This window comes from Hymenobacter actinosclerus, assembly GCF_900111515.1.
GTDB lineage: Bacteria > Bacteroidota > Bacteroidia > Cytophagales > Hymenobacteraceae > Hymenobacter > Hymenobacter actinosclerus.
Genome location: NZ_FOHS01000007.1, coordinates 71,254 through 88,197, shown reverse-complemented (window position 1 = coordinate 88,197; position 16,944 = coordinate 71,254). Strand labels below are relative to the sequence as shown.

Sequence of the window (16,944 nt, the reverse complement as noted above, 5' to 3'; positions counted from 1 at the left end):
CACGACTTTTTTTAAAATATCGCGCTCCATTTCCACGCGCCGCAACTCGGCGCGTAGCTGCTTGATTTCGTCGCGCTCGGCACTACTGGGCACCGCCTTTTCCAGGGCCTCGCGTTGCCAGCGGCCGAGCAAAGCCGGCGAAATGCCTTGGGCACGGGCCACGTCCGTCTGGCGGGCTCCGGCCGCTACCTGGCGCACGCACTCGGCTTTGAAAGCGGGCGTATACTTCTTGCGTGTGGCGGACAAGCCGCCAGGATTCAGTTTCTCGGTCATGGGCAGTGGAAGATAAGACTTCTCACTGTCCGTTTTTACTGGACCACCCCACATACCCTTCTTCCCAATATACCAAACTCGGGTTAGTGAGGTGGCTTGGTGAATGCATAACGCATTGATTTCCCTAAAGAAGTATCAAATCTTACGGAGATTTTCTTCAGATATAAATGATATTGAACGCTGTATCAAATCTACTTCGATTCTTCCTGTATGTCGTTTCACGACTTGTCGCCAGACATCAAACCCAGATAGAATGGCTTTTTCCCACTGCCCAAGCGATTGACTACTTACTTCCAAATGAGAGGTAAGCTCTTTTATTGTTTTTAGTAAATTTATATCAACTTCTCTAACACCTTCAAAAAAATTATATGACTTTGCATTGGAGAATATTAGAGCAGCAATTCCTTCTTCGATTGCGGTTGCTCGCCCACCGTCTTCAATTTGATCGACACTTGCATTGCTCTTGCGTTTTACATCCATGAGCTTACGCATTACAGGAGACCAACCAAGTACGCCTGCAAATGCGAGATGGAAAATATCATGGTATCTGTAGCCATCTTCATCATAGGCATTATCACTTAATGGATCACCTAATGATTTGCCATTAACAAGGAGTTGCACCTTGCTGCTACTCGTCTCATCTAAATAATCAACCGTAGCAAAAAAAATACGTGGTAGCTGTTCTTCAACCTGACACGACTCATCATACAAAGGGATTACTGAACTTTCATGTCCAGTACGAACACCCCAACGGCTTCTATTTTTCTCTATGTTTCGCCTAGCTACTTCTGCTAAATCTATATCGAATTTATAACTAACACTAGCAATATACCAGAGTAAATCCCCTAACTCTTCTGTGATTTTATCATCAAATAATTGGTGTGCTTCACCATCGCGAAGAAATTTTTTGTATTCGCTTAGTAGTTCGCCTACTTCTCCAGCCAATCCAAGTAGTGAGATCATCATACCCTCACGCCCTGGATTCAAATCAGTGAGAATAGCTTGTTCCTGATATTCGTTTAGGTTCATGAGACAAATATTTTAAACAGTAGTTATTCCCCACTTTGGGGGAAAGAAATAGCTCATTGGGTTCGGATTAACAGAGAAAAGCTGTTTTATTCTAGTCCTTCCTGAAATTCCTGCAATATCGGGGTGACGAGCACGAGCATACTTTCCCACCTCACAAAACATATTCTGACAGTCAATGAGCTGTAATGAGCGGCTCCACATTGGCTGAAAATTCAAATTGCGTTTCTCAAACTCAATAGACTGGTTTTCCATCACAGCCCTAATTATAGTAGAATAGTCGATTTTCTTTGTGTCTACAAAACACTTTTCAATTCCGTCCTTCGCACCAGGTCCAGCAATTACAAATTCATTTTCATCAAAATTAGTTACTTCACTGTAATTTATATCCGTTGCATATTGGTAAGCTAAAAAATCTCCAATGGTCGGATAAGATTTTAATAAGCTGAAAGCATTAGCCATTGATTTTGATTCATTCAACTTCTCTGGTAGGCTCTCGGCCATCATCTTCTCTATTAGACGTAGATGGTTTTGATGTTTACGAATATATCCGAATTGCCGGCCTCCGGGAGGCATCATGTATGCAGCAGAGTATATCTGCTTAGCTTCCTTTAGCAGCTGTGATAGAATGCTATCGTATTCGTCAAAGTTATACTCTGAATAAGTAATACTGCCAAACGCTTCTTCTAAATATTTCCAAGTTTCAATTTTATTGAATATCTTAAATAACAATATTCGAAATACTACTTCTTTCGGAGTAGAAGGCAGGTCTTCCCGGTAGATAACATTTCTTATTAAATACTGACTTGTGCGGTCAGCTGCTCGATAGGCGTTAGTAAATTTATGTTTTAAAAGAATGGGGTCGTTTGTCCAAGGTACTGGCTGACCTTTTAGCCTGTTGAAAAATATATTTTGTCGTTCACACGCAAGGTACCAGTAACTATCATACACTGGAGAAGTAGTTAATAATTTGCCATCGACACACAGCGTGTTTTGAAGAGGACGTGATGCGCGATGGCGGCTATATTCTAGCGTCTTTGAATCGAAGAGCAAATATTGACTTTCATTATAAGTGGAGAGATTCATATCCGGGTTTCTAAGGGCAGTATTGCTTTAAGAGCCTCTTCTGCCGCGGTCAATGAGATGTTGTTATCAAACGTATCCACTACTAGTCTGGTGGCAGTATCCATTTCTTCATCTGCCAGTATTTGGTAACCCTCAACTAGCTTGTGCCACTGTTCCAAGTTCTCATTATCTCTATCACGAGGAGCAGCTGCTTTGACGAGCAGGATACGGAATGGTCTAGTAGCGCCCCAGCCAAGCTTTTCTACCTCAATCAGTGAATGAAGTAGTTCGCGATTTATTCCAGCGCTCAATCCATACACCCAGGTAGACCACCAATATCTGTCTAGAATGACATGCTTGCCACTGTCAAGTAGTGGGCGTATCTTTCTTTCAATCACATCCAAATGAGCCGCTATGTGGAGCGTTTGTTTGGCTACATTGCTGATAGAGTTAATGGCGAACTTATCAGGCTGGTGGTGAACCTCATATATCAGATGGCCTAGCGTACCCACTTCCCTGCCTGGAAAACTAAGCCATTCTGTAGGTTGCCCATCTGCCATAAGCAGTTCAACTGCCAGCTTTGACAAGGTAGTCTTACCTACACCGTCTGGCCCCTCAAAAACAATCAACTTGCCTACGTTATGTCTTTTCATGGTGGAATGATAGAGAAAAAAAGCTAGAGGTTTTGCCAGCTTGATTTTAAAGTGGTATCTAGCGTAGATTTTACTTCACTGCACGATGATCTTTACCTTTATCCTCTCAAATGGCAAACCGTAAAAACGTATTCTTAAGCCATCACAGTGTTGATGAACACCAAATCGGAAAGCTGAAGGCTCTACTAGGGCGTAAGGGTTACGAAATAAGAAACAGTTCTATTGATAGCACGAAGCCTAATAATGCCACAAGCCCTGACTACATCAAGAGCATTCTGAGACCTCTAATCAATTGGGCAGGAACCTTTGTGTGTATTATAGGCAAAGATACCGCTACTCGGGAGTGGGTCAACTGGGAAATAAAGCAAGCCCATTTGCAGGGCAAGCATATCGTGGGCGTGTTTGCTCATGGAGCAAGTGATGCAGACGTGCCGGAAAACCTCAATAAGTACGGTCACTCACTGGTTAAATGGACTGGTGATAATCTCATTAACGCCATCGAAGGTGATACAAAGTGGTGCAACGATGATGGAACAAGTCGTCCAAATTTTTCAGGAATACTAAGAAGCACCTGCTAACATATGAACTTCCACTCTTACGTTGTTACGCGCGACTACGGTTTCGCCCCCAATCCTTTCGGAGAATACTGTACATTAGCTACTTGCAAACCCAAAATACGCTCTGCCGCTGCAATTGGTGACTGGGTTCTGGGTACAGGTTCTAAAACGCTGAGTATGGAAAGCAAACTCGTTTTTGCGATGCAAGTCGGTGAAGCGCTGACATTCGATGAGTATTGGAATGATGAACGGTTCGCTTACAAAAAGCCAGTAATGAATGGCAGCATAGTTCAGATGTTTGGTGACAATATCTACCATCACTCAGGGGAAAACTGGATACAGGAAAATTCGCATCATAGTAATGATGATGGGTCCATTAACCCTCTTAACCTAGCCAAGGACACAAAAGCTGATCGAGTTTTGATTGGAACAAAATTTTATTACTTTGGCAAATCCGCACCAACTGTTCCTTCAGAATTTGATGAAATATTCAAAGAAGGTATAGGCCACAAAAAAGTTGACGTAGAAGTAGGACAGCGATTAGTCGATTGGCTTACCAGTACTCAAGAGGTTGGTCTGTTGGATGACCCTATACAATTTGATAATAATCAATTTGACCGCTACAGCGGTAAATAAGAATCCTATCGTTTCCAATAATAACGGCCTCCTATGATATATAGGAGGCCGTTATTGCTCTGTTTAACTACACCAGACACCATTACTCTAGAACGTAGAGTCGACTATAGCGTAATGAAGGCGGCAGACTGTTCTAGTGGGCGGGACTAGCACAACAAGTTCGAAAAATGCTGTCGTTAATTGTCTTAGCGTGATAACTACTCACAGCGCCGATTGATTTGAGACGATACCAATAGCTTTTTTCAGAATTTCCAACTCTTGAGCCTGCCGTAGTGACGTAGCCCGCAATTGGCGTAACTCGGCAGCCGAATCTATACTAGACTCAAACACGGCCACCGGCATCTGCGCGGCATCTCGCCACTTATAGAGTAGCTTGACCCGAATATTGAGAGCGCGGGCAGCAGCGGCAAATGAGCGGCTCTGGTTTGCTAGGCGTAAGGCCTCGGCGCGGAAGGCGGCGTCGTATTTCACTCGCTTATCAGTGAAGTTGTCAGGCATGGTAAAGAAGTTTATTGTCCTAAACCGGCCCGGTTAGTCGGGCTACCCCAAAGTTGTTTTTATGCAGAGCGGGTTGATTGTGCAGAGGGAGTCGTAATCTTTTTCCCCACTGTCTTTTTTCACTCCGCTTGGCTATTCGGCATTTTCCGCCTTGAGGCGATTCTGCTCACGCACTTTCAATTCCTCCTCCACCGGCTTACTTAATACGGTGAGCCTACCCTCCCTGCCAAAAGCTACAGCCTGTTCAGAGTAGATGGCGCGTGCCCGTGGACCATCCCAGAAACGATTTGGACTTTGCTCAAGTCCTGGTCCGAACAAGTAAGTAGCTTCGGTCCGTAGCGCCTCGGCGTTACCTACAGCGTAAAATTGGCAGAACTTGCCATCTAGAAAATAGTAGAACTGGCTGGGTACTTCCTGCTTATGTTTGCCGAACCAGCCTTTTGTTCCCCGGTAGATATACGTGTCCATTACATCTCCGGGGTTCTTGTCCATTAGCTCCAGGTCGGAGAAGGCGCTCAGGGGCTGACCGAACGTATGGCCCGCAATACCGTTCATCGAATCGACTTTACCACCGAACGGAAATTCGAGCGCAGACGCTCGATTATTTGCGTTGCCGGCTTCTGAGGTAGAATCGGAGCAACTACTTAAAAGCATAGTCGCCACCAGAGCCAATACAGGCAGTGGGGAAAAAAAGGTTGATGAACGCATGAGGAGAAAATGAGGATAAACACGACAGGCCCTCGCTCGCCGTACCCCCGCAATTTATAGCATAAAAACGAATTAAGGGCGCATACGCCCTTAATTCGTTTAAGTGGTCGCGGCAGATTGCCGTGTGAAAAATCCTGCCGGCCTACATGCGTTCTCCGAGCGACTTCGCTACCTGCGCAAACAGCAGGGCTATTCCCAGCAAAAGCTGGCGGACATTGCCAACGTTGAGCAGTCTACCATCCGGCGAATAGAGCGAGTGCAACTGGCCCCTACGCTGGATTTGCTCATTTCTCTAAGTAGAGCACTAGGATTAGAGGTGCGTGATTTAGTAGACGACCCCGCAATCACACATTCGGACGGCGCACTCTAGCCCTCAGTAGTGCGGTTGGGCTATTGATGCTAACGCCGTGCAGCTGCTATGTGCTCAGCACATGACTGCACCGCAAAGGGCTGCGGGTGCTAAGCCCCGCACTGCTTCCGACTACGTGTGGTAACTCACCTATTTGCCCCCGGTGGGCAGGCGCTAGTGTTATAAGCCACGTATGGCCACACCCATTCATTGCGGGCATGCCAGCTAGCACCTGGCTACATACATGCCTACTGAACTTTACTCTTCGTGCTCGAATATGCCCTAACGCTGTAGTAACCCGCACAGCGGTTACTTTCATATCAATTGCGGCAGTCAGTATACTAGCTCCGCCCGCCGGGCTGGCATAGCCTATGCGTCCTTCAGCGCCTGAATGATTGCCTTTTCGGTGAATGAATAAGCGAAAGAGGTGCCAGCATTAAGCAAGCCAGTAGGTGTTTTGTATAATTTATCTAACTTAACCGCAACAAGCTTCAGATCAACATCACTTCGCTTTGCTCGATTGATTTCCCAGTTAACCCATTTACTGGTGTGGGTCTTTTCCCCTACTATAACCAAAAGGTAGTCGGATTTCTTCATCATTCTTGTTAAGGACCTTTTAATAACAGCGGCCCGTTTGCTGTTTATAGCAACAGAAGGAGAACATTGATTGAACTCGAATTCAAAAGCAGAGTTAGCGTCCCATGCGGATAATAAGTTTCGATACCTAACATCCTCGCTATGATCGTAGCTTATAAAAACCCGTCTTTTCGACAAGCCTAAGAAATTTAATAAGTTTGACAATACACTCACAGGAGCCAATTATATGATATGAGTAGAGCAATTGGAAATAATCATTACCGGGTAACAGCATTAGCCGGGCGTAGGCCCGATGAGATAAATGCAGAAGTTGTTCGTTTTCCCTTGGATAATATTATTGCTGTCAGAGAACAGATAAAACAACTATTTTCTAAGCAACGATTCACTCATTTAGTTTGCGCAGCAGCATGCGGAGCAGATTTGCTTGCATTGGATGTGGCAACAGACTTAGATGTAGAGTGCCATATAATTTTGCCTTTTGAACCGTCAGAATTTCTCTTGGCATCTGTTACTGATCGTCCTGGTGGCTGGAAGCAACTATACGATCGACTTATTATAGCCGCTGAAAAGAGCGATAATCTATATCTGCTGGGGTATTCAAGGGATGACGATGAGGCCTTTTCTAAAACAACGAAGGCCATTGTTGCTCATGCAAAAAAGCTGGCAAATGGTAAACCAGCCTCTGCAATCGTTGTGTGGGAGGGCCAAAGCAGAGGTAATGATGACGCAACGGAGGAGTTTGCCATCTTAAGCCGCAATGAGGGTCTCCACACAGTGGAGATTATAACAGTATAGAGACCCCCTCATCAGGTACTAATAAGAGTTATTAGCCGCGTTCAAAGCAGTGATGATTTTATCATGCTCAAAACTCGTAGCAATAGCTGCGCTGCCAACGGCAGATAGTCCGGAAGGCAGCGTGTTAGTGCTAACTATCTTCACCGCCGCAAGCCTTAGCTTAGTATCGCTTTCTTTTGCACGGGATATTTCCCAATTCATCCATTTACTGGAAGCAGACTTTGCTCCAACGATTACCAGCAGGTAATCAGCCTCCTTCATCTTGGTGGTTAAGGCTGACTTGATAGCGGATGCCTGTGTACTGTCGATGGCGACATTTGGTGACCTTTGATCAAATTCGAAGTCAAAATTATCATTTGCATCCCATGCACGAAGGATATCTTTGTAGCGCAAATCTTCACTGTGATCGTAACTGACGAATACTTTCTTTTTGGCCATTGTAGTGAGAGAAAAGTGAGTAAGGGAATTGAGGATTTTACTTGTGATGCAATATAACTGATAGCCGCGTATGGTGCATCACTAAACAAATGATTATAATAACAAGGGTATTAAAAATAGCAAATAACAAGTGTAATACAAAATTTTTAATTACACTTCGTGCCGAAAAACACAATAGTACTGCCAACTGTAGAGCCAGCTATCATGCCTGAAGTAGACCTTTCAAGTATATGTTTTGTCGTGATGCCATTCGGTATCAAACGAGTAGGTGATAAGGACGTGAACTTTGACTTTATTTATGATGAGGTCTTCGTGCCTGCTATAGCTGCTACTCCTCTCCCTGAAGGAGGATACCTAGAAGCAAGAAGAACAGATAAGGACTTTTTCTCTGCTGATATTGACATAGAGATGTATCAGTATATCGAATATTCTCGCTTATCCCTGACGGATATAACGGGCTTGAATCCTAATGTGTTCTATGAGTTAGGCGTTCGTCATAGAGCGCGCTCATCTGGTACCGTTATATTCCGCCAAGTGGATGCGGCAATTCCGTTTGATGTAAATCATATCAAAGCATTCCCATACGAATATGAGCCTGAAACGCAGGTTGAGGAATCAAAATCCTTAATAACTAGGGTGTTAACTGAATCGTTGCTCAACAACCGACTTGATAGCCCGGTGCAGATAGCACTTGCTGCCCAGCGTGCGATGGGATTGAGTATCGACCGACTCTTAAAAGATGCTGAGAATGCCATTCGCCGGCATGATAGACCTCAGGCCATTAGGAAGTACGAACAAGCCATTAAGCTAAATTACGGCAACGCGACGCTATATCAGGAAGTTGGTTTACTGTATAAGGATGATGGCAAGTGGAATAAAGCGGCAGAAGCATTTGCTAAAGCCACTCGTTTTATCCCTGCTTACAGCGAAGCACACCGTGAGCTTGGGATAGCTCAAAACAAGTTGTTTTCCAAGCCGGGTTCTTCCCTTGAAATGACTACTGGCGAGGAATCACTAAAGAGAGCGATCGAGTTAAATGACCAGGATTTTGATGCGTACGCTTCGCTTGGTGGTATTCTAAAACGACTCCAGCGTTTTGAAGAGGCTTATGTAATGTATCAATTAGCAACTGATGTATCCCGAGGTCACCCATACCCTTTACTGAATGCGATTAGGCTACAAGTTCGCCAAAGGGGGAGTATGTCCTTGACGGCTAAACAAACGTCGCAACTTAAGAGGGCGGAACAAATGGTGAGGTTACAGACGCAAGACTCTCCCCCCTCAAACATTCCCTGGTGCTTCTTCGACTTATCTGATATATATGTTTTTCTTGGGAGAAAAGACGCCTGTTTTAATGCTCTAGAGGAAGGTGTATACAATTGTACCAGTGCTTGGCAAGCCGAAACGCATTTGAATAGTTTGCAGCTAATGAGCAATGTGTTAGCCGAAGATGAGATATTCAAAAGGTGCATCGATTTTCTGAAAGAAGAAATCCCTAATTTGCCACAGGATTAATTACATCTAATAGCATGAAGCAACAAACTTCCTTTTCAGTTAGAAAGACAGACAGTACCAAAGCAATTATATTTATTCACGGATTTAGCGGTGAGGCACATACCACTTTCGGGATGCTTCCGGCTTTTCTAGCTGGGGATAGGGAGCTGGTAGACTGGGATATTCACTGTTTTGGTTACCCAACAAGTCTATTTCCTGATATCACGGGTGTATGGTCTGCTGACCCTGACTTAACGGTGCTCTCTGGCTATTTATCCAGCGCGCTAATAAGTACGCGGTACAATCAATATACCGAGATTGCTATAATTGCGCATAGTATGGGTGGCCTCATAGCGCAACGATCTTTACTTAATGATACTGTAGCCCAGCGAATAAACCACGTCTTTTTATTTGGCACACCTAGTAACGGATTGCAGAAGGCTGGTTTATTGAGATTGTTCAAGCGTCAAGTACGTGACATGGCTTCGGGTAGTCCATTCATCACGCAACTGCGCCTGGATTGGACAAATAAATATACAGATCAGCTTCCATTTAATTTTCGTGTCATAGCGGGTATCCGAGATGAGTTCGTGCCTGTTTCGTCCTCCGTGAATATCTTTGGGGAACAGCACCGTGCTTACGTTGCAGGTAATCATTTAGAGATGGTTAAACCTGCTACTGCTGAGGAAGAGATTGTCTTTGTTATCAAGGGCGCTCTTTCGGCTAGTGAAGGAGTAGATTCGGTTCTAGGCTCATCTCACCTGGCTGGCTATTTTGAAATAATAGCTACTTTGGGTGACCAGGAGGAACTGGCAACAGAAGACTTAGTTCGACTTGTGCTGGCCTTAGAGATGGTTGGGCAGCAAGAACGTGCTATCACCTTACTCGATAGTCAGCATACGGGGAGTGCAGAACTAACCGGGACCTTAGCTGGACGCTTCAAACGTCAATGGTTAGCCAATCCACTGGAGAAGACACTGGAGGGTGAGCGGGCATATGAGTTATACAAGCAGGGATTTGATCAGGCTTTACAACAGCTTGACCATTACCAAGCCTTCTATAACGGTATAAACGTAGCCTTCCTAGAACTCGCTCTTCATCGCAACCGTTATAACGCACGCACTATGGCAGTGCATGTGCTTGAGCAATGCAACTTAGCGCCGAGGGAGAAGTGGCGTTTAGCGACGGAAGGAGAAGCTCAACTATATCTGGGAGAGTTCGACTACGCATTGGATTGCTATGACGCTGCCTTACAGATGGAGCCTGAGCCGCGAGAGATAGACTCTATGTATAAACAGGCGATTTGGTCTGCTCGTTTGTTAGAATCAGTGACGTCTGAGCAACGCTTAGAGAAGCTATTTGCTCCTTTCGTTAGCCTTTAATTCACACCATTAAGCCATCGAGTATGCTTTGCCGATTCTTTTCAAGTGATAAGGCCCCCATTACAAATGAAAAATATTCTTTCGATGAGCTTAAGTTGATATATGAATCGACAGAGAAGGTGGTAGATAGGAGACTTGCTAATAATAAACAAAATTATACCATCTGTGTTGCTATATTAGTTGGTATAGCTATTGTGTGGAAGTGGGGAAGCGATAATAGCGATAATTTTTTTGGAGCGATTCTTCTAGTGGGTATTATCTCTGTCTTTGCAGCCCTATTCTGTTTTCTATGGATTGATCAAATTGAAGACTTTAAAAAGCTAAATGAAGCAAAGTTTTTTGTGATTAATGAAATGGCCAAAAATATATATTTCCCATCTCCAAGTGACAATATATCAGTTATATCATATAGACCTTTTGAAAAAGAGTGGATCAAGCTAAAGGGTGAAGATGCAATTGATTTTAATAAGAATGTAAATGCCGTGGTTTTGAAATCTTCGCGATTTGAATTTTACATACCTATTGTTTTCAGAATAATGTTTATAACTATTGCAACAATTTCATTCCTTTCGTGCTTTTTTAACGGTTCTGCAACATGGATTAGTGTTTTGAAAATAATACACATACATGCGTAATGAAAAAGGTATTCATTGTTGCTCCTTACACTATTGACTCCCTCTACAATAAGAAGAAGAGGATTATGGAGGAGTTATGCACAAAATACAATATTGAATTTGTCAGAGCTGAAGATAGTCTATCAGCTAGGAGCTTAAATGCAGAAGAAACAGCTATTTTACTACAACAGTGCGATTTTGCTATAGCTGATTTGTCTTATGAGAGACCAAGCTGTTATTATGAAGTTGGTTATTTGCAGGCGCTTCAAAAAAAAGTTTATTTAATTTGCGCTAAAAATACTACAATACATCAAGTTCTGGGAAGAAACAACGTTGTATTATACAGCAATTTGGGGGATTATAAAGCAACAATTGAAAATATTATAATGAGAGCATTTAATAAGGAAAATAGACTGGTAACAGGGGATATAGTATATGTGTAATTATGTTTGTGTCAGCAGCATGCAGCCCATTGGTTCCAGTTTGTAACAGTTAAGGGAGTTGAAGGCAGTAGTCAGTAATTGGTTCTTACCAACTGGAGTTCCCTATCTGTGAATCTATGCTCGGTTTCTCTCCATCAGCGTAAATGCCTGCTTTTGGCGATAAATAGATGCTCGACCAGAACGGTACCGAACCAAAAAGGCATCTCTTCGGCCATGTCCCTCCGTATAGTATAGCTTCTGATCCGGTTGTCATGCATTATGGCAATGAATCGTTCTGGCCACTCCTCCAATAGCCACATAGCTTGCTTTAGTAAGTAGATACGCCTAGCAATGGGCATTTGCTCGAACATCCCTCCGCCTGCGGGCCACTCCGTTGACCGTCCCAGCCGAAGTCGCCGCCGCACGTCGACTTGTAATCGTAATGCCTCCCCAAAAGGGCAAGACAGGATTCTGACCAGTTGGCGTAGTACCCGAAAATACTGGTGGGGATAGGGTATGGCCCGGTTCCACCCCTCCCGACTGACGCGGTACAGGAACCGGTAACGACGCATCTCTCGGGTGGGAACGGGTATGGCGGGTGCACGGCTTAGGTCGAAAGCACATGCATGGCAGGTCGTTAGGGGAGCATCAGAGCCATCCTCGAGTCCTATGTCGAGGCGGAAGAAATTGACGGGTGCTCCGCAAGCCGGGCACTCTTCCCGTAGGTAGACCTCGCAAGTCGGGCAAGCTACGTGGAAGGCCAATCGCCAACTGGTCCGATAATAAGCGTTGGCCCCGTCCCGTTGAAGGCAACCTGGGCAGTACACCAGCCCGTTTCCTTGGCGCGTGCGGTGCTGGATGCCCACGGGCATCAGCCAACTGGTCGGTCCTTCCCGGGAAGTAGTCACCACGGTCCCGGTCAGGCGCTCGACGACCGATGCCAATGTCGTACTGGCGATGAGCTGGGGGGCGGTCAGCGTTCGTGCTGCCAGCGTGTCCAGTATGGCGGGTAAGGCGAGCTTGTCTATGTCCCGCTTCCAAACGACAATTTCGGGCCAGAGGTACCGAGAGAACGACTGCACCTTGACTCGGTGGGACCGGGCCAGCCGGACCAACCAACTAGACAGCAACTCGTCCTTGCCAGGGTGAAACGTACAGGGAAGTATCCCCCTCCCCGGCAGGTCGGCCGGGGCATTCACGAAACCAGACGAACTTCGCCGGAAAGCAGCCCGTCCGGTAGCGGGTGGTCGTTGCCGGTCAGGTAGCCGGGTTCCGCTCCCTCTTTGACGGAGAAAAGTCGGTGATAGATCATCCGCTCGGAGGGGATCGTATAGTCCAGTCGGCTCAATCCATTCAGCGTGATGCACTCGGACTTCTCATCAATGGCCTGGACGGCGGCCAGTCGCAGAATCCTGGCCAACTCACCGAGCCTGCCTTCGCTCATGTCTAATAATTTATAAGCCAGCACGTCGTCCACCAAGTTCGAGGGGTGCTGTAGGGGCAACAACAGTTCGAAGCTCAGCAAAAGGCGACGGTACTCGTCTCCCATTGACCAGCTCTGCAGGGCTACGGGCTCGAAACGATTGGCAAGTTGCTCGTCGTGTTGGATGGCGTTGAAGGCTGTACGTATGCCGGCGCACACAAGCGGGATCATCAATTCGTTGGACAGGTATTTGAGTACGTTCAGGAAGAGGCGCTGCTTTGCCTGGCTGCCCGCCAGTACATGCTGAATCTCGTCAATGATGAGCATTCGGACGCCCAGATGGCGTAACGTGTGAATCACCTGCCGCTGTTTCTTATCCACCCGGTCGTTCGTGCGGTACGGCGCATATACCTGGTCTAAGAGTATGTTGTAGAACCTGCCTTCGTCCGGGCCTGGCGGGGCCTGCATGAAGACGACCGGCCGCACCAGGCGACCATCCTCCTCGTGGGCATATGAGGGGTGCGTTTCGGCGTAGTGACGTAGGATGACCGTCTTGCCGCTGTTCGTGTCTCCCACCAACAGCATATTGGGCATCCGGTGAGTGGGCGGGTAGGTGAGCAGGTCGTCCAGCTTTCGGATGACGTGCTGGGCACGCGTGTACGGAATCCACTTATAGGTGAACAGGGACTGTTGGCGTTGGCGGTCGGGGAGCGTCAGTAGTTTCGCTACGCTCGGGTGCAAATGAGGCGTCATAAATTCCGTCGAATGGTTGAAGTGGAGTGAGGCGTGGGAGCGGTTTGGCAGGGCTCTGCTGCGGGATGGGAGTCGGCCGTTTCTCATCAGAGGAAGGATTGATCACCGCGGCGGTGCTGCCAACCGTTGCGCCATGTCGGCCATAGGTGCCGGTCGTACCGTCCGGTACGCCTTGTGCCATCCGGTTACGTTGCTTATTCGTCTTCCTCGTGCGGGCAAGGGCCTCCATCTCTATTGCCCGCATCTTATCGTAGGCTTCGAAAATGGCTTGCTCGTCGATGTTCTCGCGACCGGCGGCTTTAACGGAATCTAGCGCCTGCCGGAACTCCCAGACCGAGATGGCCGGTAGCGAAGTGTCCCGGTAAGGGATGCGATGGTACTGCTTGGTTTCGGGTTCGAGAAAATACAGGCAGCTGATATTGCGTGGGTCGCGCTTGAAAAGAAATTTGCGTTTCAACCGGGTTTTGCCCGGACCGGGCTCCAGGCTGTGGATGTGCGGGCGCAACACGTCGGCATCGTAGTGCACATGGTCCATGACAACCCCGTATTCTTGGATGGTGCGATACTCCCCCGGCATGAAATCCAACCGGACCTGGGACTCGTTGTAGATGCGCTCCGGCAGGCCGGTACCGACGAAGCGTAAGCTTCCCATGATTCCCTCGTGGTAGCGATCGTACGGACTTTGGTGCAGCGCATGGTGCATCCGGCGATGGTACACGTTGACGATGAACACGGTCAGCCATTTTTCCAGTTCGCGCAGGGTGAGAACGGCCTCTTTTTCGGATTCGTACTCCTTGCGTTCCTGCACGTTGGAGAAAGTCGTTCCCCGTAACGTGTGGATTTTCTTCATGAACGTTTTGATGAGCCGCTCGACATGGCCGGACCAGTGTGGCTTTTTTACGGGCCGCCATTCCAGGCGCATGCCGTACTCTTCGGCCGCCCGGTGTATCATATGTCCACGAAACTCCTTGGCGTTGTCAGCATTGATCACCCGCGGCACACCCCAGCAAGGCCAATCCCCCTGTACGTCCATCCGGCTGAGCCACATTTCTTTCGGTAACACCGCGTGGGCCAAGCACAGCCCTGTACCGACGGCTCCGGGTGGGTCGAAGGAGAGATAAAAGCCGACGACCATACGGGAAAACACGTCAGTAGCTACCGTTATATTCGGCCGCCCGATGGGTCTTCGGTGCTCTTCGTCGACAAGAATTATGTCGACGAGTGTATGGTCGATTTGTACGACTGCCAAGGGAAAGTCGGCACCGGGGAACTCGCCCTTAAGGGGGGTGAACTTCGCAGCGGCAATTCGGCGACCCCACCGGCGGCGGGTAGTCTCTTCCTCCGACAGTTGGCGAATGCGGCGGCGGATGGTATTGGGCCCGGGGGGCTTTAGTCCTTGCTTGAGGCACTGGCCCCTTACTTCCAATATCACCGCCGACGCCGGCTTGCGTTGCTGGGTGAGATAATGCTCCTCGATGGCTTGGCGAACGATGGCATCCCGGACGGCATCTAATCGCTCTTTTTTTCCCCCACTACGGGGCCGTTCGACTAGAGAGCGTACTGACCCAGTCTCCCGATAAGCCTGCAACCAGCGGTAGAGCGTTGCGGCGCTGACTTGCTGCTGCTCGGCGACCTCTTCCACCAGGGCACGGCCGCCGCCGCCTTCCAGTATGGGGCGTAATACGTCCAGGCGCTGCCGCGCCTTTTGCCAGGCAACCTCGGGAATAAGCAGTAAATCCTCGACCATTCCGGTAGCGGTATCCGCCTCCGAGCCGTCGGTCCCTTGCCATGCAGGTAGGAGTAGGGGCACAGGAGCCGCTTTCAGGGGGAGTAAGTCACAAACGGGTATCCGATCAATGATCCCGGTGACTTCAAATTCTCCAACGATGTGATTTAGATCCAGTACCCGGTGTACCCTGATAATCTGCTTCCGGTAAAGATGGCGGGACCCCGATACGAGTGAAATAGTTTCCATAACTTATTTGTACAATTCTAATGTGTCGTCGGCATCGATACTCCATATGGCGCTGCTCATTGTCAGCGGCAGTAATAGGTTGCATCCAACCTGTCCGGTGGCAACTAATTGCCACAGCACGGGTAGCAACTCAGTACGGCGGTCCGAATCAGCGAAGGCCACGACGAGTACCTCTTGCGGGGTCGTTTCGTCCAGTTGGGCTATGCACTCCAATAGTAGCCGTGCGTACTCGACCCGGATGACGGGCAACGCTTGGGGGCGGTAACCAGAAAGAAATTTGACGTTTTTTAGGTAAGGAGTTTGGATTTCCACCTCCGTCACAAGGCGGAATTCCCACCCCTGCCGGGCGGCGTAAGCGGCGGCACAACGGAATTTGGGCTTCAGTTGCGTCCACTTTTTGCGTAGGTCGGAGCGATACTTGACCTCTATCAATGCGGGGCGCCGTTTGGCGCTCGCCGCATACTGCACGAAGAAATCGGGCGTGTACCGGCCGGCTCGGCCGGTATCGGTAAGTGCTTCGACTTCTAGCGTTATAGGTTGTTCGACGTAGGAACTCACTTGCAAGTCGAATTCCAGTAGGCAGCAATAATCACGTTCCAGGGCCGATTCCAACTTCACGGCGCGCCCTCCCGCTTTGGGCGAGGGTTGGGAGGCACGTAAGGAACCTGAGTGACCGAGACCAATATTTCGTTGGGGTTCCATAACTTGTCGCATCTGATGTAGTGAAAAATTAAGAATTGTGCTCTCCGATAGAGGTATTCGTCTCATCTTCCAGCGTAAATGCTCACCCACATTCCCCCATAATGTCGCAATTCCTATGGAAACTTACATGTGCGGCCCCGGCGTGGTGCAGCGCTACCTTAATAAGGTGTCGGGCCCGCTACTCGACCGCATCGACCTGCACGTGGAAGTAACCCCGGTCACGTTCGACCAGATGACCGAAACGCGCCCCGCTGAAACCAGCCGGGCCGTGCAGGAGCGCGTAGCCGCGGCCCGCCAGCGCCAGGCCGCCCGCTTCCAGGATTTCCCCGACATCCACTCCAACGCCCTCATGCCCTCGCAGATGGTGAAGGACATCTGCCGCATCGACGAGGCCGGCCGCACGCTGCTCAAAACGGCCATGGAGCGCCTCGGCCTCTCGGCCCGCGCCTACGACCGCATCCTCAAAGTAGCCCGCACCATTGCCGACCTGGCCGCCGCCGAACACATCGAACTGCCCCATCTGGCCGAAGCCATCCAGTACCGCAGCCTCGACCGCGAAGGCTGGGCGGGGTAGCGGTGAGATG

Annotated in this window: 20 protein-coding genes and 1 pseudogene; 9 read left to right on the top strand and 12 right to left on the bottom strand. The window is 48.2% G+C overall.

All coding sequences use genetic code 11. The features are described from left to right. The 4 genes from BMY67_RS18350 to BMY67_RS18335 all read right to left on the bottom strand — a co-directional run. Positions 1-273: transposase (locus BMY67_RS18350; protein WP_177189932.1), on the bottom strand; the 273-nt coding region annotated here is incomplete at its 3' end. A gap of 135 nt (positions 274-408) precedes the next feature. Beyond that, positions 409-1,302, bottom strand: coding sequence for a nucleoside triphosphate pyrophosphohydrolase family protein (locus BMY67_RS18345; RefSeq protein ID WP_092774244.1), 894 nt, complete (start codon positions 1,300-1,302; stop codon positions 409-411). Between the two features lie 12 nt (positions 1,303-1,314). After that, positions 1,315-2,385 carry a nucleotide kinase domain-containing protein gene (locus BMY67_RS18340; protein ID WP_177189931.1) on the bottom strand — a complete coding sequence of 357 codons (1,071 nt, stop codon included), beginning with the start codon at positions 2,383-2,385 and terminating at the stop codon, positions 1,315-1,317. Continuing rightward, on the bottom strand, positions 2,382-3,017 hold the full coding sequence (locus BMY67_RS18335) for a dTMP kinase (RefSeq protein WP_092774243.1): 636 nt from the start codon (positions 3,015-3,017) through the stop codon (positions 2,382-2,384). The genes BMY67_RS18340 and BMY67_RS18335 overlap by 4 nt, the downstream gene beginning before the upstream one ends. A gap of 110 nt (positions 3,018-3,127) precedes the next feature. On the opposite strand from BMY67_RS18335, the gene BMY67_RS18330 reads away from it, so the two are divergent. Next, a complete protein-coding gene (locus BMY67_RS18330; RefSeq protein WP_092774242.1) occupies positions 3,128-3,595 on the top strand; it encodes a TIR domain-containing protein in 468 nt (155 codons plus the stop codon). A 3-nt stretch (positions 3,596-3,598) separates the two neighbouring features. Then, positions 3,599-4,210 (top strand): Nmad2 family putative nucleotide modification protein, encoded by a 612-nt coding sequence (locus BMY67_RS19205; RefSeq protein ID WP_143069925.1) that lies wholly within the window; start codon positions 3,599-3,601, stop codon positions 4,208-4,210. 201 nt (positions 4,211-4,411) lie between these two features. Here the strand turns inward: BMY67_RS19205 and BMY67_RS18325 are convergent, their stop codons facing one another. Both BMY67_RS18325 and BMY67_RS18320 read right to left on the bottom strand, forming a co-directional pair. After that, positions 4,412-4,708, bottom strand: coding sequence for a transposase (locus tag BMY67_RS18325; RefSeq protein WP_092774241.1), 297 nt, complete (start codon positions 4,706-4,708; stop codon positions 4,412-4,414). 132 nt (positions 4,709-4,840) lie between these two features. After that, entirely contained in the window at positions 4,841-5,416 is a 576-nt protein-coding gene (locus BMY67_RS18320) for a hypothetical protein (protein WP_143069924.1), read from the bottom strand. A gap of 103 nt (positions 5,417-5,519) precedes the next feature. Here BMY67_RS18320 and BMY67_RS19880 point away from each other — a divergent pair, with 103 nt between their 5' ends. Continuing rightward, entirely contained in the window at positions 5,520-5,786 is a 267-nt protein-coding gene (locus tag BMY67_RS19880) for a helix-turn-helix domain-containing protein (protein WP_092774239.1), read from the top strand. A 348-nt stretch (positions 5,787-6,134) separates the two neighbouring features. On the opposite strand, the gene BMY67_RS18310 is transcribed toward BMY67_RS19880, so the two are convergent. Next, positions 6,135-6,575: a TIR domain-containing protein gene (locus BMY67_RS18310; protein WP_245745092.1), complete on the bottom strand. Its 441-nt coding sequence runs from the start codon at positions 6,573-6,575 to the stop codon at positions 6,135-6,137. An 18-nt stretch (positions 6,576-6,593) separates the two neighbouring features. On the opposite strand from BMY67_RS18310, the gene BMY67_RS19200 reads away from it, so the two are divergent. Continuing rightward, on the top strand, positions 6,594-7,157 hold the full coding sequence (locus BMY67_RS19200) for a hypothetical protein (RefSeq protein ID WP_143069923.1): 564 nt from the start codon (positions 6,594-6,596) through the stop codon (positions 7,155-7,157). An 18-nt stretch (positions 7,158-7,175) separates the two neighbouring features. Here the strand turns inward: BMY67_RS19200 and BMY67_RS18305 are convergent, their stop codons facing one another. Further along, complete coding sequence (locus tag BMY67_RS18305; protein WP_092774237.1) at positions 7,176-7,595, bottom strand: TIR domain-containing protein; 420 nt, start codon at positions 7,593-7,595, stop codon at positions 7,176-7,178. Positions 7,596-7,799: 204 nt separating this feature from the next. Between BMY67_RS18305 and BMY67_RS18300 the strand changes: the two genes are divergently transcribed. The 4 genes from BMY67_RS18300 to BMY67_RS19190 are packed head-to-tail and all read left to right on the top strand — an operon-like array spanning position 7,800 to position 11,528. Beyond that, positions 7,800-9,110 (top strand): tetratricopeptide repeat protein, encoded by a 1,311-nt coding sequence (locus BMY67_RS18300; RefSeq protein WP_143069922.1) that lies wholly within the window; start codon positions 7,800-7,802, stop codon positions 9,108-9,110. Positions 9,111-9,124: 14 nt separating this feature from the next. Continuing rightward, positions 9,125-10,471, top strand: a complete 1,347-nt coding sequence (locus BMY67_RS18295) for an alpha/beta fold hydrolase (protein WP_143069921.1) — start codon at positions 9,125-9,127, stop codon at positions 10,469-10,471. 23 nt (positions 10,472-10,494) lie between these two features. Next, positions 10,495-11,106, top strand: coding sequence for a RipA family octameric membrane protein (locus tag BMY67_RS19195; protein WP_143069920.1), 612 nt, complete (start codon positions 10,495-10,497; stop codon positions 11,104-11,106). Further along, positions 11,106-11,528 carry a nucleoside 2-deoxyribosyltransferase gene (locus tag BMY67_RS19190; RefSeq protein ID WP_143069919.1) on the top strand — a complete coding sequence of 141 codons (423 nt, stop codon included), beginning with the start codon at positions 11,106-11,108 and terminating at the stop codon, positions 11,526-11,528. The genes BMY67_RS19195 and BMY67_RS19190 overlap by 1 nt, the downstream gene beginning before the upstream one ends. A 134-nt stretch (positions 11,529-11,662) precedes the next feature. On the opposite strand, the gene BMY67_RS19875 is transcribed toward BMY67_RS19190, so the two are convergent. From BMY67_RS19875 to BMY67_RS18275, 4 genes are all read right to left on the bottom strand, one after another. Continuing rightward, positions 11,663-12,706: a TniQ family protein gene (locus tag BMY67_RS19875; protein WP_394333382.1), complete on the bottom strand. Its 1,044-nt coding sequence runs from the start codon at positions 12,704-12,706 to the stop codon at positions 11,663-11,665. Further along, positions 12,703-13,683: a TniB family NTP-binding protein gene (locus BMY67_RS18285; RefSeq protein ID WP_092774233.1), complete on the bottom strand. Its 981-nt coding sequence runs from the start codon at positions 13,681-13,683 to the stop codon at positions 12,703-12,705. Before BMY67_RS18285 ends, BMY67_RS19875 begins: the two co-directional genes overlap by 4 nt. Beyond that, the gene (locus tag BMY67_RS18280; RefSeq protein WP_177189928.1) at positions 13,601-15,430 is read right to left on the bottom strand and encodes a helix-turn-helix domain-containing protein; all 1,830 of its coding nucleotides are present in this window, start codon (positions 15,428-15,430) and stop codon (positions 13,601-13,603) included. The genes BMY67_RS18285 and BMY67_RS18280 overlap by 83 nt, the downstream gene beginning before the upstream one ends. Before the next feature lie 231 nt (positions 15,431-15,661). After that, positions 15,662-16,372 (bottom strand): TnsA endonuclease N-terminal domain-containing protein, encoded by a 711-nt coding sequence (locus tag BMY67_RS18275; RefSeq protein ID WP_177189927.1) that lies wholly within the window; start codon positions 16,370-16,372, stop codon positions 15,662-15,664. A gap of 10 nt (positions 16,373-16,382) precedes the next feature. Between BMY67_RS18275 and BMY67_RS18270 the strand changes: the two are divergent. After that, positions 16,383-16,934, top strand: a pseudogene (locus BMY67_RS18270) (magnesium chelatase subunit ChlI family protein); the annotation flags it as partial. Positions 16,935-16,944 lie beyond the last annotated feature (10 nt).